This is a genomic window from Pseudomonas sp. B2021 (assembly GCF_018135665.1).
GTDB classification, from domain to species: domain Bacteria; phylum Pseudomonadota; class Gammaproteobacteria; order Pseudomonadales; family Pseudomonadaceae; genus Aquipseudomonas; species Aquipseudomonas lactis.
Window position 1 is genome coordinate 5,001,963 of record NZ_SMOF01000001.1, and the last position, 23,038, is coordinate 5,025,000.

General features: G+C 58.0%; 15 protein-coding genes. 6 read left to right on the top strand and 9 right to left on the bottom strand.

Going from position 1 to position 23,038, the window contains the following annotated elements:
* Positions 1-4: 4 nt before the first annotated feature.
* A complete protein-coding gene (gene purL, locus E1K68_RS22530; RefSeq protein ID WP_056789089.1) occupies positions 5-3,901 on the bottom strand; it encodes a phosphoribosylformylglycinamidine synthase in 3,897 nt (1,298 codons plus the stop codon).
* A gap of 286 nt (positions 3,902-4,187) precedes the next feature.
* On the opposite strand from purL, the gene mltF reads away from it, so the two are divergent.
* Positions 4,188-5,648 (top strand): membrane-bound lytic murein transglycosylase MltF, encoded by a 1,461-nt coding sequence (mltF, locus tag E1K68_RS22535; protein ID WP_003193988.1) that lies wholly within the window; start codon positions 4,188-4,190, stop codon positions 5,646-5,648.
* Positions 5,649-5,784: 136 nt separating this feature from the next.
* Here the strand turns inward: mltF and E1K68_RS22540 are convergent, their stop codons facing one another.
* The 5 genes from E1K68_RS22540 to treP all read right to left on the bottom strand — a co-directional run bounded on the left by E1K68_RS22540 (position 5,785) and on the right by treP (position 13,382).
* Positions 5,785-6,063: a PTS transporter subunit EIIB gene (locus E1K68_RS22540; protein WP_137203883.1), complete on the bottom strand. Its 279-nt coding sequence runs from the start codon at positions 6,061-6,063 to the stop codon at positions 5,785-5,787.
* A gap of 2 nt (positions 6,064-6,065) precedes the next feature.
* A complete protein-coding gene (gene ptsP / locus E1K68_RS22545) occupies positions 6,066-8,600 on the bottom strand; it encodes a phosphoenolpyruvate--protein phosphotransferase (RefSeq protein ID WP_212614672.1) in 2,535 nt (844 codons plus the stop codon).
* Positions 8,601-8,783: 183 nt separating this feature from the next.
* The gene (locus E1K68_RS22550; RefSeq protein WP_003193991.1) at positions 8,784-10,004 is read right to left on the bottom strand and encodes a carbohydrate porin; all 1,221 of its coding nucleotides are present in this window, start codon (positions 10,002-10,004) and stop codon (positions 8,784-8,786) included.
* A 166-nt stretch (positions 10,005-10,170) separates the two neighbouring features.
* Entirely contained in the window at positions 10,171-11,817 is a 1,647-nt protein-coding gene (gene treC, locus E1K68_RS22555; RefSeq protein ID WP_212614673.1) for an alpha,alpha-phosphotrehalase, read from the bottom strand.
* 122 nt (positions 11,818-11,939) lie between these two features.
* Positions 11,940-13,382 carry a PTS system trehalose-specific EIIBC component gene (gene treP, locus E1K68_RS22560; RefSeq protein ID WP_003193993.1) on the bottom strand — a complete coding sequence of 481 codons (1,443 nt, stop codon included), beginning with the start codon at positions 13,380-13,382 and terminating at the stop codon, positions 11,940-11,942.
* A gap of 254 nt (positions 13,383-13,636) precedes the next feature.
* Here treP and treR point away from each other — a divergent pair, with 254 nt between their 5' ends.
* The gene (gene treR / locus E1K68_RS22565; protein WP_003193994.1) at positions 13,637-14,341 is read left to right on the top strand and encodes a trehalose operon repressor; all 705 of its coding nucleotides are present in this window, start codon (positions 13,637-13,639) and stop codon (positions 14,339-14,341) included.
* 38 nt (positions 14,342-14,379) lie between these two features.
* On the opposite strand, the gene E1K68_RS22570 is transcribed toward treR, so the two are convergent.
* Positions 14,380-15,615 (bottom strand): type II toxin-antitoxin system HipA family toxin, encoded by a 1,236-nt coding sequence (locus E1K68_RS22570; protein ID WP_003193995.1) that lies wholly within the window; start codon positions 15,613-15,615, stop codon positions 14,380-14,382.
* On the bottom strand, positions 15,608-15,853 hold the full coding sequence (locus E1K68_RS22575) for a helix-turn-helix transcriptional regulator (RefSeq protein ID WP_003193996.1): 246 nt from the start codon (positions 15,851-15,853) through the stop codon (positions 15,608-15,610). Before E1K68_RS22575 ends, E1K68_RS22570 begins: the two co-directional genes overlap by 8 nt.
* Before the next feature lie 734 nt (positions 15,854-16,587).
* On the opposite strand from E1K68_RS22575, the gene E1K68_RS22580 reads away from it, so the two are divergent.
* The 3 genes from E1K68_RS22580 to E1K68_RS22590 all read left to right on the top strand — a co-directional run bounded on the left by E1K68_RS22580 (position 16,588) and on the right by E1K68_RS22590 (position 20,380).
* Positions 16,588-18,180 carry a hypothetical protein gene (locus tag E1K68_RS22580; protein ID WP_212614674.1) on the top strand — a complete coding sequence of 531 codons (1,593 nt, stop codon included), beginning with the start codon at positions 16,588-16,590 and terminating at the stop codon, positions 18,178-18,180.
* Positions 18,181-18,183: 3 nt separating this feature from the next.
* Positions 18,184-19,278 carry a hypothetical protein gene (locus tag E1K68_RS22585; protein WP_212614675.1) on the top strand — a complete coding sequence of 365 codons (1,095 nt, stop codon included), beginning with the start codon at positions 18,184-18,186 and terminating at the stop codon, positions 19,276-19,278.
* 97 nt (positions 19,279-19,375) lie between these two features.
* Positions 19,376-20,380 (top strand): DUF3883 domain-containing protein, encoded by a 1,005-nt coding sequence (locus E1K68_RS22590; protein WP_212614676.1) that lies wholly within the window; start codon positions 19,376-19,378, stop codon positions 20,378-20,380.
* A gap of 167 nt (positions 20,381-20,547) precedes the next feature.
* On the opposite strand, the gene E1K68_RS22595 is transcribed toward E1K68_RS22590, so the two are convergent.
* The gene (locus E1K68_RS22595; RefSeq protein ID WP_212614677.1) at positions 20,548-20,745 is read right to left on the bottom strand and encodes a transcriptional regulator; all 198 of its coding nucleotides are present in this window, start codon (positions 20,743-20,745) and stop codon (positions 20,548-20,550) included.
* A 598-nt stretch (positions 20,746-21,343) separates the two neighbouring features.
* On the opposite strand from E1K68_RS22595, the gene E1K68_RS22600 reads away from it, so the two are divergent.
* A complete protein-coding gene (locus tag E1K68_RS22600; protein ID WP_212614678.1) occupies positions 21,344-22,975 on the top strand; it encodes a Shedu immune nuclease family protein in 1,632 nt (543 codons plus the stop codon).
* Positions 22,976-23,038: the final 63 nt, after the last annotated feature.

Sequence of the window (23,038 nt, forward strand, 5' to 3'; positions counted from 1 at the left end):
GGCCTTAGTTCACCCACACACGGGCGTTGCGGAACATGCGCATCCAGGCGCCGTCTTCGTTCCACTCTTCCGGGCGCCACGAGTTTTGCACGGCGCGGAACACGCGCTCCGGGTGCGGCATCATGATGGTCACGCGGCCGTCGCGGCTGGTAAGGCCGGTGATCCCGCGCGGCGAGCCGTTCGGGTTGGCCGGGTAGCTCTCGGTGACCTTGCCGTGGTTGTCGACGAAACGCAGGGCCACGGTGCCGGACAGGTCGGCTTCAAGCAGCGCTTCTTCGCTGCTGAATTCGGCGTGGCCTTCACCGTGGGCGATGGCGATTGGCATACGCGAACCGGCCATGCCCTGCAGGAAGATCGAGTTGGACTCCTGCACCTGCACCATGGCGACACGGGCTTCGAACTGCTCGGAACGGTTACGCACAAAGTGCGGCCAGAACTCGCTGCCCGGGATCAGTTCGCTGAGGTTGGACATCATCTGGCAACCATTGCACACACCCAGGGTGAAGCTGTCGTTGCGTTCGAAGAAGCCCTGGAACGCATCGCGGGCACGGCTGTTGAACAGGGCCGACTTGGCCCAGCCTTCACCGGCACCCAGCACGTCGCCGTAGGAGAAACCACCGCAGGCCACCAGGCCTTTGAACTCATTGAGGTCAACGCGACCAGCGAGGATATCGCTCATGTGCACGTCGATCGCATTGAAGCCGGCGCGGTCGAACGCGGCCGCCATTTCCACCTGGCCGTTGACGCCCTGCTCACGCAGCACGGCAACCTGTGGGCGGATGCCCTTCTTGATGTAAGGCGCGGCGATGTCCTGGTTGACGTCGAAGCTGAGCATGGTGCTCAGGCCCGGGTTGTCTTCCTCCAGGATCACGTCGAATTCCTGCTCGGCGCAGTCGGCGTTATCACGCAGGCGTTGGATCTGGTAGCTGGTCTCGGCCCACTGGCGTTGCAGCAAGCGGCGCTGGCCGGTAAAGACCGTGTCGCCGTTGAACGAGATATTGACTTCGCCGTTGTTGATCGGCTGGCCAATCACCGCCACGCACTCGGCCAGGCCAGCGGCGCTGAACTGCGCGAGCACGTCTGGGGTAGCGTCCTGGCGCACCTGGATCACCGCACCCAATTCTTCGTTGAACAGGATGCCGTTGATTTCGGCAGCATCCTCGGCAACGCTGTCGAGCACGATGTTCAGGCCGCAGTGACCGGCGAAGGCCATTTCGACAACGCTGGTCAGCAAACCACCGTCGGAACGGTCGTGGTAAGCCAGCAGGTGGCCGTCGGCATTCAGGCCCTGGATCACGGCAAAGAAGGCTTTGAGGTCTTCGGCGTCATCGACGTCCGGGGCCTGCTTGCCGAGCTTGCCGTGGGTTTGCGCCAGGATCGAGGCGCCCATGCGGTTCTGGCCACGGCCCAGGTCGATCAGGATCAGGTCGGTGGTGCCCTTGTCCATGCGCAGTTGCGGGGTCAGGGTCTGGCGGATGTCGGTGACCGGCGCAAAACCCGTGACGATCAACGACAGCGGCGACGTGACGCTCTTGTCGGTGCCGTCTTCGTTCCAACGGGTGGCCATGGACATGGAGTCCTTGCCCACCGGAATGGTGATACCCAGTTCCGGGCACAGCTCCATGCCGACGGCTTTAACCGTGTCGTACAGGCGCGCATCTTCACCCGGGTGGCCGGCAGCGGACATCCAGTTGGCCGACAGTTTGATGTCGGACAGCTTGCCGATGCGCGAGGCGGCGATGTTGGTGAGGGTTTCACCAATGGCCATGCGGCCCGACGCCGGAGCGTCCAGCAGGGCCAGCGGTGTGCGCTCGCCCATGGCCATGGCTTCACCGGTGTACACATCGAAGCTGGTGGCGGTGACGGCAACGTCGGCCACCGGCACCTGCCATGGGCCGACCATTTGGTCACGAGCCACCAGGCCGGTGATGGTGCGATCGCCGATGGTGATCAGGAAGCTTTTGCTCGCCACGGCCGGATGGTGCAGCACGCGTTCGATGCTGTTGGCCAGGTCCAGCGTGCTTGGGTCGAAATCATCGCCCAGTTCAGCTTCACGGTTGGCCGAACGGTGCATGCGCGGGGCCTTGCCCAGCAGCACTTCCAACGGCATGTCCACGGGGCTGTTGCCAAAGTGGCTGTCGGTGACTGTCAGCTGTGGCTCGGCAGTGGCTTCGCCGACCACGGCAAACGGGCAACGCTCGCGTTCGCAGATGGCCTGGAAGCGTGCGAAGTCTTCAGGGCCAACGGCCAGTACGTAGCGTTCCTGGGATTCGTTGCTCCAGATTTCGTGCGGGGCCATGCCCGGCTCGTCGTTTGGAATGTTGCGCAGTTCGAAACGGCCACCACGGTCGCCGTCGTTGACCAGTTCCGGGAAGGCGTTGGACAAACCACCGGCGCCGACGTCGTGGATGAAGCTGATCGGGTTCTTGTCACCCAACTGCCAGCAACGGTCGATGACTTCCTGGCAGCGGCGCTCCATCTCAGGGTTTTCGCGCTGTACGGAAGCGAAGTCCAGGTCTGCCGAGCTGGTGCCGGTGGCCATGGAAGAAGCCGCGCCGCCGCCCAGGCCGATCAGCATCGCCGGGCCGCCGAGCACGATCAGCTTGGAGCCAACCAGAATCTCGCCTTTCTTGACGTGTTCTTCACGGATGTTGCCCATGCCGCCGGCCAACATGATCGGCTTGTGGTAACCGCGCACTTCATCGCCACGCGGGGTGGTGATGGACTGCTCGAAGGTCCGGAAGTAACCGGTGAGCGCCGGGCGCCCGAATTCGTTGTTGAACGCGGCGCCGCCCAGCGGGCCTTCGATCATGATGTCCAGCGCGGTGACGATGCGCTCAGGCTTGCCGTACGGCACTTCCCACGGCTGTTCAAAGCCCGGGATCTGCAAGTTGGATACGGTGAAACCGGTGAGGCCCGCCTTGGGCTTGGCGCCACGGCCGGTAGCACCTTCATCGCGGATTTCACCGCCCGAACCGGTAGCTGCGCCCGGGAACGGGGCAATCGCGGTCGGGTGGTTGTGGGTTTCAACCTTCATCAGGATGTGCACCGGCTCCTGCACCGCGCCGTACTGGCGGGTTTCCGGGTCCGGGAAGAAACGGCCGGCGACGGAGCCGACGATCACCGAGGCGTTGTCCTTATAAGCCGACAGAACGCCTTCGCTGTGCATCACGTAGGTGTTCTTGATCATGCCGAACAGGCTTTTCTCTTGGCTTTGGCCGTCGATGTCCCAACTGGCGTTGAAGATCTTGTGACGGCAGTGCTCGGAGTTGGCCTGGGCGAACATCATCAGTTCGATGTCGTGGGGGTTGCGCTTCAAGCCGTTGAAGGCGTTGACCAGGTAGTCGATCTCGTCTTCCGCCAGGGCCAGGCCCAGCTCGGTGTTGGCCTTCTCGAGGGCGGCGCGGCCACCGCCCAGCACGTCAATGGCGGTGAGCGGCTTCGGCTCGGCGTGGCTGAACAGGCCGGCAGCCTGTTCCAGCTGGCTGACGATGATCTGGGTCATGCGGTCGTGCAGGCTGCTGGCGATCAGCTCCGCCTCGGCGTCGCTGAACTGGCCGGCGACGTAGAAGGCGATCCCACGCTCCAGGCGCTGGATTTTGTCCAGGCCGCAGTTGCGGGCGATGTCGCTGGCCTTGCTCGACCAGGGCGAGATGGTGCCGAACCGTGGCAGAACCAGGAACAAGCGGCCAGTCGGCTCTTGAACGGGAACGCTTGGGCCGTACTTCAGAAGGCGTGCCAGCACTTGCTGTTCGTCGGCGGTCAAGACGCCGGTTACGTCGGCGAAGTGAGCAAATTCAGCGTACAGGCCTGTAACAGCTGGAACCTTCTGGCTCAGTTGCTCAAGGAGTTTGCTGTGGCGAAAGGCAGAAAGGGCAGGAGCGCCGCGCAGGATCAACATCTTCGGGACAGCCTCGGGAAGGGGTGTGCTTTGAGGCCGTGCATTCTAGCGTAAACCTTCGCCAACGGCACCCGAAACGCTACCGGTGGCCGCCGCCGAACGTCAGTTGGCACGCTTTGCCTGGGATCAGGGCGTTATCCAGGGCATTGGGCGCAGTTATTTTAACCGTCACAAACGCTCACCAAGCCCCGTTTCTGCGGGCTGCAGCACAGTTTTGCGCTGGCTAGCAGACAAGTGCGCCGCTGTCGAGATATGGCGCCGTGAGCCGTTTGCGTATACTGCGCAGATGTTCTTCCCAACTGTTTCGCGCCTGCGATGCGTCAAATGGCTCATCGCCACCTTGCTCTTCCTGATGCTCAGTGCCTGTGTTGATAAACCCAGCACACTGGAGCGAATCAAGGAGGATGGCGTATTGCGGGTGGTCACTCGCAACAGTCCCGCTACGTATTTCCAGGACCGTAACGGTGAAACCGGCTTCGAATACGAACTGGTCAAGCGCTTTGCCGACGACCTAGGCGTGAAGCTGGAAATCGAGACGGCCGACAACCTTGACGACCTGTTCAACCAGTTGAGCAAACCCAACGGCCCGGTACTCGCTGCCGCCGGCCTGGTGAGTAGCGACCAGCGCCAGCAGCAGGTGCGCTTCTCCCACCCGTACCTTGAAGTCACCCCGCAGATCATCTACCGCAACGGCCAATCGCGCCCCACCAACGCCGCCGACCTGGTGGGCAAGAAGATCATGGTGCTCAAGGGCAGCACCCACGCCGAACAACTGGCGGCACTGAAAAAACAGAACCCGGCGATTGAATACGAAGAATCCGACGCCGTTGAGGTGGTGGATCTGCTGCGCATGGTCGACGAAGGGCAGATCGACCTGACCCTGGTGGACTCCAACGAAGTGGCCATGAACCAGGTGTACTTCCCCAATGTGCGCGTGGCCTTCGACCTCGGCAATGCCAGCAACCAGAGCTGGGCGGTGGCGGCCGGTGAAGACAACAGCCTGCTCAACGAGATCAACAGTTACCTGGACAAGGTCGAGAAGAATGGCACCCTGCAGCGTCTGAAGGATCGCTACTACGGGCACGTCGATGTACTCGGCTATGTCGGCGCCTATACCTTTGCCCAGCACCTGCAACAACGCCTGCCCAAGTACGAGAAACACTTTCGCGCCTATGCCAAGGCCGAGAAAGTCGATTGGCGGTTGTTGGCAGCCATTGGTTATCAGGAATCGCTGTGGCAACCCACGGTCACGTCCAAGACCGGCGTGCGTGGCCTGATGATGCTGACCCAGAACACTGCCCAAGCCATGGGCGTGTCCAACCGCCTGGACCCCAAGCAGAGCATCATGGGCGGCGCCAAGTACCTGGCCAGGATCAAGGATGAGCTGGACGACAAGATCGCCGAGCCCGACCGCACCTGGTTCGCCCTCGCCGCCTATAACGTGGGCACCGGCCACCTGGACGACGCGCGCATCCTGGCGAAGAAAGAAGGCCTGAACCCGAACAAGTGGCTGGACGTGAAGAAGATGCTGCCACGCCTGTCGCAGAAGCAGTGGTATAGCAAGACCCGCTACGGCTACGCCCGCGGCGGCGAGCCGGTGCATTTTGTGGCGAACATCCGGCGTTACTACGACATCCTCACCTGGGTGACCCAGCCGCAGCTGGAGGGTAACCAGGTGGTGGAAGGCAACCTGCATGTGCCGGGTGTGGACAAGACCAAGCCTGCGCAAGACACCCCACAACTCTGATTACGACAGCCCGCACACTGCAAATCCCTGTGGGAGCCGGGCTTGCCCGCGATGGCGGCCTGACAGTCAAGGTATTCGGCGCCTGACACACCGCTATCGCGGGCAACCCCGGCTCCCACATCTGATCATCGTCGCCTTATAGGCCGGTGAGCAGATGAACCACGCCGCCCGGCAGTACCATCACTGCGGGTACACCGGCAGCCTTCAACGCCGACTCATCCAACCCACCCACCTCCTTCAATTGCACCCGCACCCGCGTGAGCGCCACGCGCTGCTGTGACGTGACGTTGCCCTCCCCGCCCAACGCACCCAGCACATCGGCCGACAACAGGCTCGGAGTCGGCGCGGTAACCGTCTCCGCCACCAAATCAGGCGTCAGGGCTTTCCAGAACGCCCGCTGCAATTTCTCGAACATGCTCAGTGCTCCACAACAGGTGAGGTTTCAACGGTGGCCGCGTGGTACAGGCGCAGGGCCTCGCGTACTTGGTCGGCTTCTTCCAGGCCCAGCACCTGGCGGGCGATGATCTGGCAGTCGTGCAGGTCCAGCTCGCGCACGGTGGCCTTGATGGTGGGGATCAGCGGTACACTGACCGACAGCTCATCCACGCCCAGGCCGATCAACACCGGCACCGCCATGGTTTCGGACGCCAGCGCACCACACACGCCGACCCATTTGCCGTGGGCATGGGCCGCTTTGACGGTGATGTCGATCAGGCGCAGCACCGCCGGGTGAAAACTGTCGGCCTGGCTGGCCAGGCGCGGGTGGTCGCGGTCCATGGCCAAGGTGTATTGGGTGAGGTCGTTGGTGCCGATGGAGAAGAAATCCACATGGGGCGCAAACACGTCCGCCATCAACGCCGCGCTCGGCACTTCGATCATGATGCCCAGCTTGGGCAGTTCGCTCAGGCCAAGCGCCTGTGCTTCCTCTTCGAGCATTTTGCGCGCCAGGTGCAGCTCCGACAGCAGGCTGACCATCGGCAACATGATATGCAGCCGCGCCAAGCCGGCGCTGGCAAGAATCGCACGCAACTGTTCACGCAACAGTTCGGGGCGTTCCAGGCACAGGCGAATACCGCGCAGGCCAAGGAATGGGTTGGTCTCGCTGTCCATCGGCACATAGGCCAAGGGTTTATCGCCGCCCACATCCAGGGTACGCACCACCAGATTGCGCTCGGTGCCGAGGGCGCGGGCGATCGCGCTGTAGGTGTCGGCCTGCTCCTCTGCGCTCGGCGCACGGTTGCGTTCCAGGTAGAGGAACTCCGAACGCAGCAGGCCCACGCCTTCACCGCCCAGGGTCAGGGATTGTTCCACTTCCTGCAACGAGGCGACGTTGGCTGTGACCTCGACGTGGTGACCGTCGCGGGTGACCGCTGCCCGTGAGGCCTGCGCCACCTCACGCTGCAGCCGCAGCTTTTGCTGTTGGCGCACCGCCTGCAGTTGCTCGATTTCGGCCAGGTTCGGCTCCAGCTGCAGCTCGCCTTTGTCGGCATTGAGCAATACCCGCTTGCCGTTGGCCAAGGCCAGTACTTGGCTGGGTACGCCGCAAAGGGATGGCAGGCCGAGGGCCCGGGCGAGGATGGCCACGTGGCTGGTAGCGCCACCGGCGACCGTGACGAAGCCCAGCACTTTGCTGGTGTCCAGGCCGGCGGTTTGTGAGGGTGTCAGTTGTTCAGCGACCAGGATGGCGCACTCCGGCAGCTCCATGGACCGCTCTGGCACGCCCAGGATCAACTTGAGCACGCGCTGGCCGACGTCGGCCAAGTCCGCCGCACGCTCAGCCAGCAGCGCTTTGCCCAAGCCTTCAAAAAGTTTGGCGGTCGCCACCGTTGCCGTATTCCAGGCAAAGGCGGCACTCTTGCCTTCGGCCAGCAGGCTATGGGCTTGTTCAAGCAGGGTCGGGTCTTCGAGCAGTTCTTGGTGGGCGCGGAAGATCTCGGCCTGGGCGCTGCCGGCCGCCTTGGCCTGCAACGCTTGCAACGCCTCGTTTGCAGCCCGCAGGCCACGCGCCAATGCGGTACGTTCGAAGGTTTCTCCCGCACCGGCTTCGGGAATGTCGAGCGTCGGTTCAGCCACCTGGACCACCTGGCCGAACGCCGAGCCCGGCGACGCACAGACGCCTCGCAACACGGACGCCGAAGACGCCGACGCAGCGGGCTTGCTGATTTTCTCGACGGCTACCGGCAGCGTCTCGCCACAGCCGTCGAGCAACAACGCCACCAGCGCCTGGATCGCCGCCTCGGCATCTTCCCCCGCCGCGCTCACTTGCACGCTGTCGCCCTGGGAGGTCTGCAGCGCCATGATCGCCACAAGCGACTTGGCATTCGCGCTCAGGGTTTGCTTGTGCAGAAATATGCTTGAGCTGAACCCCTTCGCCGCCTGAGCAAACACCGCCGCAGGGCGGGCGTGCAAGCCGCTGGCGTTGGGCAGGGTTACTGGCTTGGAGAACAGCGCATTGCCCTCCTCCTCGTCCACCTCTGCGGGTATCTGCCCCGGTGAGACCTGCAACAGTGGCTGGCCGGACTCGACCAGCGCCTGACCGGCCACCAACGGCACAAACGGCTCGCCGCTTACAATGAGCATCAACGTCAGCAGGCTACGTGCATTGAGCGCCACATAGTCGGCATCGAATTCGATCAGCGGCTGCCCGGCCTCCACCCGCTGGCCCTCCTCGACCAGCCGGGTGAAGCCCTGGCCCGCCAGGTTCACAGTGTCCAGGCCAATATGCAGCAGCACTTGCACACCGTTATCGGCGGTGACGCTGACCGCATGGCCGCTGTCCTGAATGTTGCTGATCACCCCAGCCAACGGCGCGCAGAGGGTTTGCGAGGTGGGGTCGATGCACAGGCCATCGCCAATCACGCGGCCAGAAAATACCGGGTCGGGCACCTGGTCCAGCGCCAGCAAAACCCCGGACAAGGGTGCCAGCAGTTCCAGGGGTTGAGATGTGATCATGACTTCACCTGTTTGTGTTGTTCTTTAAAAATCATTGAGTCGATGCAAGGTTGAGGTTGACGAAGGTCAGTGTGGGAGCGGGCTTGCTCGCGAAAGCGGTGTATCAGGCGACACATTCACTGACTGACCCACTGCATTCGCGAGCAACCCCGCTCCCACATTAGCCCGCGTACTCCCTCCTGATTACTTCCACCAATATTCGACCTGCACACCGACGTTCGACCCATGCCGCGCCGTGCCATAGGCGCCGGTGTCGGACAACGCCGTGCCCGCCGCCAGCTCATTGGCCGCACGCTTGGCCGCTTTGTTCCAGGACGCATAGGTGTAATACAACCGCACCTCCGGCCGCGCCCAGAATTCAGGGCCTTTGGGCGACCAGGTCGGAGCGAAGGTAAATTTGCTCAATTTGCGCGTACCGCCGGTGGCATCGACTTGATCGTGCCCCAGCTCAGCAACCAGTTTGAATTGCTCGCTGAGCGCATACGCCGGGCGCACACCCAGGGACATCCAGTTCTGGTCCTGACGCCCTGGGCGCACATCTTTCTGGTACACCGCTTCAACTTGCCCGCCAAAACGCGGAGTCAGTTGCCAATCAAAGAACTCCACCGCGCGGTAACTTTTGCTGCTCTTGTCCAGCGCGGTATTGCCGGTGTAGCCCAGGCCGGTGCCGGGGCCTTCGCCGTACTGCAGGGCAAACTTGTTCTTGCCACCCAGGAAGGCTGCTTGCACATGCTGCGCCGTCAGCGCCCAGCCGCTGTTGGTGTCACGCCCACCGGCCTTGGCGATGTAGCTCAAGCCCAGTTCCAGTTCGCCACCGGGGTTGGTCTTGAAACCTGCGACATTGAAGTCGTGACGGGTGGCGTATTCCTTCTGGTACAGGTTGTCCTTGCGCGACAGGGCGTAGCTGTATTTCAAACCGCCGATCAGCACGTCCTCGATCCCGCCACCGGTGGCGCTCTGGTTCCAGTAGTAGAAGTCGGAGATATGGATATCGTTACGCTTGTAGTAACGCCGCCCGGCCCACAGCGAACCACCATTGAGGCTGGGCAGGTTGGACCATTGCGCATACATCTGCGGCATGCGCGCCGAGCCGTTGTTTTCACCCTGGAATTTCAGGGCACGATCGTACTTGTTATAAAGGGAAGCCATGGCATCGACGCTGAGCACCGAACCGTCGTCGAAGGTCAGCAAATCCTGACGCAGTTCCAGCTCGGCGTACTGCTCGCATTCGTTACCCAGGCGGTATTTGGTTTGCGCACCCGGCAGTTGGAAACATTGCTGCTTGCCGCTGCCCGTTGACGTACCCACGCCGCTGCGCAAATACCCGGCAAACTCCAGGGCTTGCGCGCCAAAAGGCACCGTGAGGCAGGAGGCAATAAGGCCCAGCTTTATTGTTGTTTTCATGAAGCGCTCCTTTTATTTTTATTGTTTTTTCTTACTGTCTTGCGTGACGCGATCACCTGTAGGAGCGAGCTTGCTCGCGAAGAATTTGCAGCCTCCACGCAACACCTGGAGGGGCGCGTTTTCGTTGGCGATCTTCGCGAGCGAGCTCGCTCCTACAGGGGGTGTTTCAACCCGTCAGGTGCAGCACGAAGGATTCATAGGGGCGTAGCACCACCGTGCTCATGCGCAGCGGGTAGTCGGGGTAGTTGCTGATCAGCAGGCGTTGCTCGTTTGCGGCGTTGATCACGCCTTCTGGCAGTTGGATCTCGCATGGCGATCCATAGAAGTTGTTGAGTACCAACAGGCGCTCGCCATGGCCTTCACGCAGGTACGCCCAGACCTGGAGATGGTCTTGCAGCAACGGGCGGTAAACGCCTTGCTGTATCAGCGGTTCGCGACGGCGCAAGTCGATCAGCCTGCGGTAGTGATGCAGCACCGAATCCGGGTCATCCATCTGGCTGTTGACGTTGATCTGCGCAGCATTGGCGGGGATGCCGATCCAGGGTTCACCGCGGCTGAACCCCGCATTCGCTTCGGTGCTCCACTGCATGGGCGTACGCCCGTTGTCGCGGGACTTCTGCATGATCGCCGCCATGCTTGCGGCTTCGGACTCGCCCGCATCGCGCTTGAGCCGGAAGATGTTCAGGGTTTCCACATCACGGTACTGCGAGATGCTGTCGAAGCCGGGGTTGGTCATGCCAAGCTCTTCGCCCTGATACACATACGGCGTGCCCTGCAGAAAGTGCAGCGCCGTGGCGAGCATCTTGGCCGAGACCACGCGGTATTCGCCGTCGTCACCAAAACGCGAGACCACCCGTGGCTGGTCGTGGTTGCACCAGAACAGCGCGTTCCAGCCGCCACCGGCTTGCATGCCCATCTGCCAGTCGGAAAAAATCTGCTTGAGTTGAAGGAAATCGAAGTCGGCCTTCACCCACTTTTGCAGGTTCGGGTAATCGACTTTCAGGTGGTGGAAATTGAAAGTCATCGACAGCTCTTTCGACGCTGGATTCGAATAGCGAATGCAATGTTCCAGGCGGGTGGAGGACATCTCGCCGACGTTGATCAGGTCATGGCCTTCAAAGACTTCACGGTGCATTTGCTGCAAGTATTCATGCACGTTCGGGCCGTCGGTGTAGAAACGGCGGCCGTCACTGTTGTCCTCGGGGAAATCGGCGGGCTTGGAGATCAGGTTGATCACATCCAGGCGGAACCCACCCACGCCTTTGTCGCGCCAGAAACGCATCATCTTGAACACCTCGGCGCGCACCTGGGGGTTGTCCCAGTTGAGGTCGGCCTGGGTGTGGTCGAACAGGTGCAGGTAGTACTGGCCGGTCTGTGCTTCGTATTCCCAGGCCGAGCCGCCGAACTTGGATTCCCAGTTGTTCGGCTGGTCGCGCCAGATGTAGAAGTCGCGGTAGGGGTTGTCGAGGCTGCTGCGCGCCTGCTGGAACCATTCGTGTTCAATGGAGGTGTGGTTGACCACGATATCGAGCATCAGCTTGATGCCACGCTTGGCGGCTTCGCTGATCAGCAGCTCGCAATCGGCCATGGTGCCGTAGCTGGGGTCGATTGCGTAGTAGTCGCTGATGTCGTAGCCGTTGTCGCGCTGGGGCGAGCGCAGGAACGGCGTGACCCACAGGCAATCCACGCCCAGCCACTTGAGGTAGTCGAGTTTGTCCACGATGCCCAACAGGTCACCGGTGGCGTTACCCGCGTGGCTGTGGAAGCTTTTGGGGTAGATCTGGTAGATCACCGAGTGTTGCCAGGTTTGCATGGTGGGTTCCTTCAGTAGAGTTGGGTGCTGGCCCTTCTGGCCTCATCGCAGGCAAGCCAGCTCCCACACTTGAATGTGTTCACACATCACTGTGGGAGCTGGCTTGCCTGCGATAGCGATCTTCAGGCGACCCGGTAACCAGGCCGAACGATCTTCATGCTCAACATGCACGTCAGCGCAAACGGCACGACCATCGCCACGACCATGCCGATCACGAACATCGGAATCGCGCTTGGCACGATCGAGATAAACCCGGGCAACCCACCGACACCGATGGCCGACGCCTGTACCTTGTTCAACGACAGGAAGATGCTGCCCAGCGCCGAGCCCAGCAGCGCGGCGTAGAACGGAAACTTGAAGCGCAGGTTCACCCCGAACATCGCAGGCTCGGTGATGCCGAAGTAAGCGGAAATCGCCGAGGTCGAGGCCATGCTTTTGTCCCGCGCATTGCGGGTCATGTAGAACACCCCGAGGGCGGCGCTGCCCTGGGCCAGGTTGGACATGACAATCATCGGCCAGATAAAGGTGCCGCCCTGGGTGGAGATAAGCTGCAGGTCGACCGCCAGGAACATGTGGTGCATGCCGGTGATCACCAGCGGCGCATAGAGCAGGCCGAAAATCGCGCCGCCGACCATGGGGGCGATCTCGAACAGGGTCACCAGGCCTTCGGTGATCAGGATGCCAAGGTGACGAGTCACCGGGCCGATGATCGCCAGGGCCAGCACACCAGTGACAACGATGGTGGTGATCGGCACCACCAGCAGTTGAATGGCATTCGGCACCCGCGCCCGCAGCCACTTCTCGATCACGCTCATGACAAAGGCGGCCATCAGGATCGGCAGGATCTGCCCCTGGTAACCCACCTTCTCGATCTGGAACCAGCCGAAGATATCGAAGTACGGCAGGCTCTGGCCGTCGAGGCCGGCGACCGCCTTGCCGTAGTTCCAGGCATTGAGCAGGTCCGGGTGTACCAACATCAGGCCCAGCACGATGCCGAGGATTTCACTGCCGCCGAACCGCTTGGCCGCCGACCAGCCCACCAGCGCCGGCAGGAACACGAAGGAGGTGTTGGCCATCAGGTTGATCAGGCTCCACAGGCCATCCAGGTTCGGGTAGGCCTCCAGCAGCGTCTGGCCTTCGATGAACATGCCCTTGGCGCCCATCAGGTTGTTCACGCCCATCAACAGGCCGGCGATGATCAGCGCGGGCAGGATCGGCATGAACACATCGGAGAACACCCGCACCAGGCGCTGCATGGGGTTGGTCTTGTCGCCGCCGGCTTTCTTGACGTCGGCAATGGTCGACGCGGCCAGGCCGGTCAGTTCGCGCAGGGCGGCGTAGACCTTCTCCACCTCGCCGGGGCCGATCACCACTTGGAACAGGCCGCCGGTAAAGAACGAGCCCTTGACCAGGTCGACCTGGTTCAGGGCACTGCTGTTGACCAGGCTAGGGTCCTTGAGCGCAAGGCGCAGGCGGGTCACGCAATGGGCAGCCTGCTCAAGGTTTTCGCGGCCCCCGAGGTTGTCGAGAATCTCGCGGGCAATCGTTGAATAGTCGTGGCTCATGCTCGTTTTCCACTGTGATTGTTTTTATGGGTGGCAGTCGTTGGCAGCACGCCGAGGAGGGAAAAGTACTCGTCTGTACGAGTTAAATCAACAACTCGTCTGTACGAGTTACACTTTTGTTTATGCCTGCGAGCTTTCTGTCAGATTTTTCCCCGGCTCGTACCTCCGTCCAATGGACAAACACCACCTCTGCCACTATGGTTCCTGCCTTGAACGCGCAGTCCACCTTCATAACGCCGGGCAAGAGCCATCCCATGAGCAAATACAACCAGATCTATACGGATCTGCTTGCCAGCATCACCACCGAGCGCCTGCAGCGCGGTACGCGCCTTCCCTCCGAAACCGAACTGATGGACGCCTACCAGGCCAGCCGTGGCACCGTGCGGCGCGCCATCGAGCAGTTGCAGGAACGTGGCTTTGCGCAAAAGATCCACGGCAAGGGCACCTTTGTGTTGTCGCCCAACCCGATCGAGTTCCAACTGGGCGGCATCGTCAGCTTCCACGAAACCCACGCCGACCTGGGTGATGACGTACGCACCGAGGTGGTCGAGTTCACCCAGATTCCACTGGAAGGCTCACTGCTGCAGCACATCGAGGCCGAGCCCGGCACCCTCATTACGCGCATCAAGCGGGTACGCCGCATCGGTGGCAAACGGGTGATCCTGGACATCAACCACTTCATCAGTGACCTGATTCCCGGCCTGGATCACGACATCGCCGAGCAGTCGATCTACGCGTTTATCGAGCAAACGCTGCAGCTGCAGATCAGCTATGCGCAGCGCACCATCGAAGCCTTGCCGCGCAGCAAGGACGACCAGGCGCATCTGGATCTGGATGGGCAAAGCCATGTGATTGTGGTGAGCAACCAGACGTTCTTGCAGGATGGAAGGCAGTTCGAGTACACCGAGTCGCGGCATACGTTGGATAAGTTTTATTTTTCGGATGTGGCACGGCGCTAAACCCGGCTGCTCCCTGGGGCTCGCTTAAACCCGGCCCCTCACGACACCGAGATACTCCTGGCCAAGCCTGCTGCCCATGCGCCGGCCATCTTTTCCCCCACGGCTTCGAACTCCGGGTGGGTACTTCGATACTCGGATAGCTCCGCCATGGCGCGACTCATGCCATCGTCCACTCTGGCGAGCAATTCGTTACAGCGCGCCTGCGTCAAACTGCACGAACTGCGCCCGAACTGCACAAGCATCTTGCGCTTTGGCCACGCCTTCGAACCGCCAAGCAACAGCCCCATGATGTCGTTGCCGGCGTAGACCGTAGTGGTCACCAGGTCATAAACGGGGGCAAGCCAGACATCGGCATCCTCGGCGCAGTTTTCATAAAGCAAGCCGAAGTTTTTCAGGTGTGCATCACCGTTCTGAATACCGGCCGAGAGCGCCACCATTATGAAAAAGTCTTCAAGAGCCCTGGCTACCCGGCTTGGCGTGACAAATGACCTGATCAGTTTTGCGCACCCTTGATAGCTGCCGTCATATTTTTTCCCGGTTCCCCATCCCGATAGAACACACATATCCTCAAATCCGAGGTAGGCGTTTTCACCGATGTCGAACCGCTTCACTACCAGAAACTTCCCGTTATGACTGAGCTGGACCTCAGGCACCTCAAGACCACAATGGTATGCGGCACGCATGCAGAAAAATTCATTGGCCGCCAACTGAGGAACGTCCGACTCATTGAACGCCTTTACCAAATGCGTGGCGCCCTTGTGGGTAAGACGTTCAATATCAGCAGCCATATCGCCAACATCGCGAACCAGCACTTTCGGCTGAACGCCCGACACCCCTGAATAAGCGGCGTAGGTTTTCAGAAGCTCATCGAACAGGTCTTCAGCCCCGTCGTACACCAGCAGGTCAGCCAGCTTGACCCCAGGCAACGACGCATCACCCGCTTGATGGGCAACGCTGATACGACCCAATTGGTGCGGACCTACGATGCCCAATAAAGCAAAGTCATCAAAACCGCGCACCGATTTGCTGAAACGCCGTACGAGTTCGGCCTTGAGATGCCCTTCAGGAATGTGCATCTCAAACAACGGGTGAATGCCGTACTCCCAGTTGTAGCTTTCCAGGCGCACCGGCATGGTCAAGGACACTGCTTGCTCTTGGGCCACCGTGTCGTTATACGAAAAAATCGAGTCACGCTGATTTTCATTACGTCGTCCGAGCGTTCCAGCAGGCACACCGTTGGTGCCGATGTACAACCGATCACGTTGGCTAGTCATGGACACCTCCTGCCTTCAATTCATCGAGAGTCATGCGTCGAGGATTGGGGGTGGCGGTCAATTCGTATCCCAAGCCTTCAAGAATCGCTGCGACCTTGCGAATACCTATTTCAGGGATGGTATTGTTTTCGATCCCCGAGATGGTGGCGCGACTCATGCCGTGCCGCTGTGCTAGCTGACTTTGCGAAAGGCCTGCGGACTTTCGCAGGGTTTTGATCAGAATTCCTAGATCCTCCATCTATATCGCATCCTATACAATGCAAAAACTCATAAATTACAATTTTGCATAATATACAATGCATTTTGTATTGAACAGCTTCCTTGATGTACAGAGGATGAGTTCTTCTAACCTACTCGCCTAACATGCAAAAACCCCGGCACATGGCCGGGGTTCTGTTATTCAGTCCTCACCTGCTATCGCAGGATCATTCCCACTCTATTATTAACAAGCAGGTAAACGTCAGGAAAAGCGGCGCTTCTGGCGAGGCAATTAGCACAGGACCATGAAAAATACCATTTCACATCTCAGCGCATCATTCATTATCTGTCGAGGGTTATGCCGTAGCACTCGGAAGTAACTCCCCTTACCGACTCGCCTAACCTTCACAGGCACCCCTTCGCTTTGCGAAACCTCAATCACACGTAGTGCCTCTCGCGTCCTGACTTGAGCATCGAAGGGCAACCCAATCAAGAATGGCCGATAACCCGAGCCTACCCATATCCGTACTGGGCTGATAGTCACCAAGCAGTATCCGCCTGCGGTACACCTTTGGGGTGCTTCTGACATCCAGTGATCTGGAAGCCCTGAGGGCTGCGGCTTGTGCCTGAACAACCAATAGTGGCCTAATAGTATCTTCTCGCCTTCTCCCCGCTGGGAAGGCTTCTTTCGACAAGGACTGTTGCATGACCTCCCAACCGACCCTGCAAGTCGATCCACTGCTCACGGCTAATCTCGATGCCCTGTTCAGCTCCGTGATCGATGCCGACCAGCGGCAGCTACAGATGCCCGCTGGCGCTCGGTCCGAACGGGAGACACTGAAAGACAAGCGCCTCCAGGAGCTGCTCGACCGCTGCCGCGAAGAAGCCCTGCAACAAGTGGTCGGCCCCTTCGGATTGACCCCGGCAATGTTCTCGGACATCGATGGTGGCAACGTCACCACCCAGCACAATGCTAACCAGGATATCTACGCCAAGGCATCCGAGCATTATGACCGGGAAGCCGACTACGATTACGCTGCCGCGAAAAAGCAGAAGATGAAGGATGCGGTGAAGGACGGCACGATGAACTCGCAAACCTTCATCGACACCTACACCAATGAAAATGAACCGACCAAGCGCACGGCCAAGTCAAATGGCAAGCTGGTTATGAACGCAGAGCTGGATCACACCATCCCCCTGAAGCAAGCACACAAGGAAGGCGGCTGGATGCTTACTCCGGAGCAACGCAAGGCGCTGGCCTCGGAAAAAGACAACCTGCATTTCACCACCTTTGAAAATAACCGAGAAAAGAGTGATACCGCCGCAGAGACCGCGCTTTCTGCCGAAAACGGTTATGACGAATCCATTACCAAGCCGCTGATCGACAAGGCCCGCGCCGCCATCGACCAGCATCAGCCCGATACCAAAGACCGCTTGCTCTACCACGGCAAGGAGTTGGGCATTACAGGCGCGAAGGAATTCGGCAAGACAGGCCTCCGCAGGGCAATGGGAGTGCTGTTGTTCGAGGTGGTCAACGGCAGCTTCGTCGAAGTGCATAAGGTGGTCAGCCAGCGTGACGATCAGCAGCCCCTGCTCGACCGTGTGATGGCAGCAGTTGAGCGTGTGCTCAAGCGCGTTCAGAGCAAGTTCAAGGCCGCCTTCGAGGCCTTCTTCGAAGGCGGCCTGCAAGGCCTTGTAAGCAACCTGCTGACCTTCCTAATCAACAACCTCATTACCACTTCGGCCAAGGTCGTGACGGTCATCCGCGAAGGCATGCAGGAGCTGTTCAAGGCACTTAAGTTGCTGCTTTGGCCGCCCAAGGAGATGTCCGGCGCCGACGTCATGCGCGCCGTCAGCAAGAGCCTGGCCGGCCTGCTGACCCTCGGTGCCGGCATGCTCCTGGAGCAATCGATGAACACGTTCATCATCGGCATCCCGGTGCTCGCACCGCTGGCCGGCATGATTGCCCCGGTGCTCACAGGCCTGATGACCGGCCTCGCCAACGCCCTGCTGATGTACGCGATCGACTCGCTGATCGATTGGATGCTGGATAAGGGAACCGACTTCATCAACGCGCAGATCGATACCCTGCAAGCCACAGCCGAACTGGGCGAGCGCATGATCGAACAGGTAGAGCTGCAATTCCGGCTGTCGGCGCGCTACCGGATGATGGCCCAGCTCAATCAGCGTATCGCCGAGCGCTTCGACCAGGCAACCGAGGCCTCCCAAGCCTCGGTGCAGCACGCGCAAGGCACCATGGAAGAACAGGCTTCGACTATCGTCGCCCTATCCCAGGCCATCGATAGCAAAAAACAGTTCAACGAACGCCTCGGTTCGTTGCTTCAGCAGTTCAGGAAGGAAACATAAGGGATGTCCAAAGTCATTGCCCAACTCGCCAGCACCGTCCCAAGCGACGACCTGCTCGCCCGTATCGACATCGCCGAGGTGTACGAGAAATTCCACAGCACCTTCAAACGTCTAGACGATTTCAAGAGGGTGCGCGACGAACACGAGCAGCGTAACTTCCTAGGCCGGCTTTTTCATCGTGGCGAACTGAAGAACGCCCAGCTCGACGCCCAGGAAGTGCAGGCGGAATTCTCCAAAACTCTCGCCCAGTTGATGGTGATCAGCTCGCTGCAGGCGCAGCAACTGACCGAACAGCAGGGGCAACTGGCCGACCAGCAGAAGACCTTGGATGCCAAGGCCGAGGAACTGGCACGACAGAACACGCGCCTCGAACAGCACCAGGCCGTGATCAAGCACCAGGCCGCTGGCTTGCGCCAATACGTCACAGACCTGTTGAAAGTCCAGGGACTGACCGACGAACACGGCGAGATGCTGATAAGCATCGCCAAAGAAGTGATGGAAACCCGGGATCGTCTGCTGGCGGACTTTGACAATCGCATGCAGCAGATGCAGCGGGTTCTGGAAGACCAGCAGCAGTTGCTCCGGGAAATCCTCGATGAGCAGGCGAGCACTTTGGAGCAGCGCCTCACGAAGTTGCAGCAGGCGGTCGACTCAACCCTGGAACAACGTCTCACGATTGTAGAGCGAGGTCTGCTCGCCGCACTCGACGAACAACGCCGTGAAGCCGCCAGCCAGACCGAACGGCTCGATGCCGACTTAGCCTTTCAAGAGCAGCTGCGGGACGAGTATCACCGCGACCTTGAGCGCCAGCTCTCGGAACTGCGCGAAGTGCTGGCCGAACAGAGCCAAGCGCTACTTAACGAACGCAGCGAACGGCAGCAGGAGCGGGCCGAGCGTCAAGTCGAGGTACATGCCCTGCGCAACGAACAGAAGAACGGCGAAACACGCTTGCGCCGTGAGCAACGTCGCCTCATGGCCGGACTGTGCGGCTTGGCATTGGTGTGCGCCGGTGCCCTCGCCGGGTTCACCTTCTGGAACACGTCAAAGCCTGTTTTGGCCCCGGTAGAAATCCACGAATCTAAAATACCAGCGTCATGAGCTGCTTGTTCGGATCAGCGACTCAGGCCTGATCGTCACTCCACCAGTTTGCCTCGATTGCGAAAATGCAAAAACCTGCCCAAAGGAAAGGCATTACATGAATAAGGTATTGTGGGTCAAATTCGGGTGGTCAGAATATTATCGAGGTGGCGACATCGCCGGTAACTTTGCCTGGCTAAATCAGAACAGAGGCACGGAAAACGAAGGACGAGGCCATGAAGCGTACAACTTCATGCCGGATGTCGATGGGACTTACTACTGTTATGTTCCCCCTCAAGGAGGCAACTACGCGCCTTATCATGACGACCCGGAAGGATGGACGGTTGTATGTCTGGCCAAAAATCCGGCAACCCCAGGTATACACGTGGTCGGCTGGTACGAAAATGCGACTCTTCATGGTGAGTGGATTGTCCGCCCAAGCAACACCGACCAGCGACAGCAAGTTTCCCCCCATCCCGCTTACGACTGGTCATATTGCATAACCAGCGATTCCGCTTACTTCATCCCGCCCGAGGAGCGGGTTCTGCCGTTCTCGGATCCATCCGTGAAACAGGGGAAGTACTCTTTTCTGGACGGCCCAAACGTTACGAAGACCGAGAACAAAGAAAGAGTGCAGGCTCGGCTCGAGAGCTTAATGACGCGTTTGGCCCCAGTCGCAGTACACAACCCCAATGAACACACCGTTTTTGACCCAGAACTAGATCAGGCCGACCCTCTTCGGGGATTTGGCAGCCCTGAACACCGTAAAGCCGTTGAGGTTGCCGCTGAGGACGCCGTGATAGCGTATTACATAGCACAAGGTTACGGCTACCAGCGTACAACACACCTTCCCTGCGGGTATGACTTTCTCTTCGCGCGCAAAGAGTCAGAGCTACATGTCGAAGTTAAGGGTACGGCCGGCACGACACCGCGCTTTTTCCTTACCCGTAACGAGCACAACGCAGGATTAATGCTCAACCCAGCCTGGAGGTTAGCCATGGTGACGTCAGCGCTATCTGATACGCCGCAGGTCACCGAGTACAATCCTCGCCAGCTAAAAGAGGCGTTTAATCTTGAGCCTTATGTTTACATCGGGACATTCGCGCCAAAACCCGAACCTTAATGTTTAACCCTGTACCGCGACAAAAAACAAAAGCCCGCTGTTACGCGGGCGTTTGTTTATTGCGAGGAGGGGTCACTCCCACTCTATTGTTAACAGTGGGAAATATCATATTTTTCATGAGGTTAAGCTACAAAATAAATTTAACGCCATGTGATATACCATAGCCTTTATGGCAATTGCGTGTGATCTGTATCGCTAAGACTCCAGCCTTCAACCTGTCTGAACGCCTTGGTAATTTGTCGCAATAGGATAGCTAACTCGGCAGCGTCGCCGTTCCGGCGCACTTCACAAAGCAACTCGGCAGCGTAGTGCGGATCGGCGTTAATCTGCTCGGCCATGAACTCGTCATGTGTTCGACTTTTCATCTAGTGGCATCCTGTTAGTAGCTAGGCGGTACAGCGCGCGTGATAGCCTCTTAGAAGCGGCTTGGACTTTGGGGGCCACTACCAATCGGCAGCAGCCACCGACGTTATCTTGAGGCGAGCGTACACCAATTACAGCATAGTCGGGCCAATCAGGTGAATCTGCGCCGACCCGCAGTCCGAATCGATGCTACTACCAAAACGGAGAAACTACAGTTCGCAGAAAACACACAAAAGTGGCCTTACTAGCAGTTCATTAACCTAAGACAAGCTGACGCGACCCCATACAATTTTAAAAAAAATTAACCACTCAGATCACTAGAGAAACTAACGAATCATAACTCCAATGCAAAGACAGACAGTTAATAAAAGCTATGACTCAAAATATTCCTACAACAAAAGTAGATCGCTAAAACAAGAAAGTACAGAAAACCATTAAAAACTTGGCCATGAGACCTTCAGGAACGCATTTTAACTATCAGCATTTCTTCCGCAGTATTGCCAATTATTCGTCACCTCGATCAGAGCAGATAGACAGAGTTGCATCAGAATTGATAGGCTCTTAGCTACCTTCAGCAATAACTGCATTGGACCCCTGATCATGGATGTGAAAGCCCCCTACTCCGAAACCCTCCTTAGCGTTAACAAAGAGAAAGGAATATCAAATGAGGAGAGAGACGGGAGATCGCTGCTAAAAAAATTGCGACAACAAATGATGCTGGAGATCACCTTTGGCGAAAAACGAGTGGGAACTAGCAAAGAAATTTCCGAATGGATATTAAAAAGATACCAAGAGAACGCTTACTCTGGAGATATCTGCCAGGCAGTTTTATATTTAAAAGAAGATTATGTATCTTCCTCAAATGAATTACCAACAATCAAAGCTGCTCTTGAGCAGCTCTACGCATTAGAACACTATCCGATTCCCGAATTTTTTTTCGTGTCAACCGATTACGAAGGTGAACCTGTAGGTTTCCTATTTCAAAGAGAGGCTCTCAAAGGAGGTGGGAGAGTCTATTCTGTGACCGGCTTTAATCTATGCGGTGGTTATGAAAAAGTTTCTAGGTCGGAGTTTCGCATCAAAGAAACAGACCCTGAGCCTTTTGTTTCTCTGATGCAAAACGATGGCTGGGCTCACGCCAGCAAAATAACATTTAGCGAAAATAATTATATCGAGTTAATTTTTAAATGCCTAGCGGCCTACAGCAATTACAAACATCCGAGAATTGATAACAAATCGATAGTTGACACTCGATCTATAAAACCGAAAGATAACGACTACTTGGTTCGACTTATTTGCAAAGCGATTCAAGGTAAAGTTACCTGCACACGTATTAGCCTGCCAATCAACCGTATTAAACCGCGCGATATTGATTACGCACTAAATATTCCTGAATCTGACATACAGGATTTTATGCGTAGAATCGCAGAGTGGGGCGAACCACTTGCCGAAATCCTGCTGTACGAAAAAGACGGTCAACTTATAATGGATGACGATTATCTGGCCTACTGTGCATATAGGGCTCTGAAAATCGATTCAGTTAAAGCGGTGGTGATAGGTAATTTTGATGAATCAGACATTAAAATCCTGAAGAGGGGACGTGGGGAGCTTATTCCGCCGGTAATCGTGGATAGAACACCAAAAAAAATGCCGCACGATAGTTTATCTAAGAATCATATGTTAGACGAGAGATTATCTTCGTTGATGCCAACTCCTAATTCACGCGCACAGATGAAAAGGAAATTTACGAATTTTTGCCGTCTTTTAGGACGTGATTCGACTCTTGAAAAAGATCTACAAAACTTCATCAAGCATAACCCCGAGATATTTGACTCACATTTTGGACGAATGCACATGGAAGTCCCTATAGGAAACTTCAGGGCAGATATGGTTTTGCAATATGAGCAGTCACATAGACGGGTTTTACTAGTTGAGCTGGAAAGGCATGTAGATCAGATTTTCACAAAAGATAACCGCTTGCGCAGCAAAGTGACCCACGCAAGCCAACAAGTTGAGGATTGGATAGGCGAAATAAGATCGGGAAAAAATAACATTCCAGACTGGCTTAAACGAGAATATGTGGTTGAAGGTGCAGTAGTGATTGGCCGCTCAAAAAACCTAACCGTCAGCCAAAAAGATACGTTACGCGTAATCAATACCAATCGAATCGTCAAAATCATGACTTACGATGATCTCCTAGAACAGATGATGAGATTAATATCAATCTTGTAATGCAAGCCATTTACAAAGATCTACCAATAAATCCAGTGTCCATTACCGCTTGTAGCCTTAAGT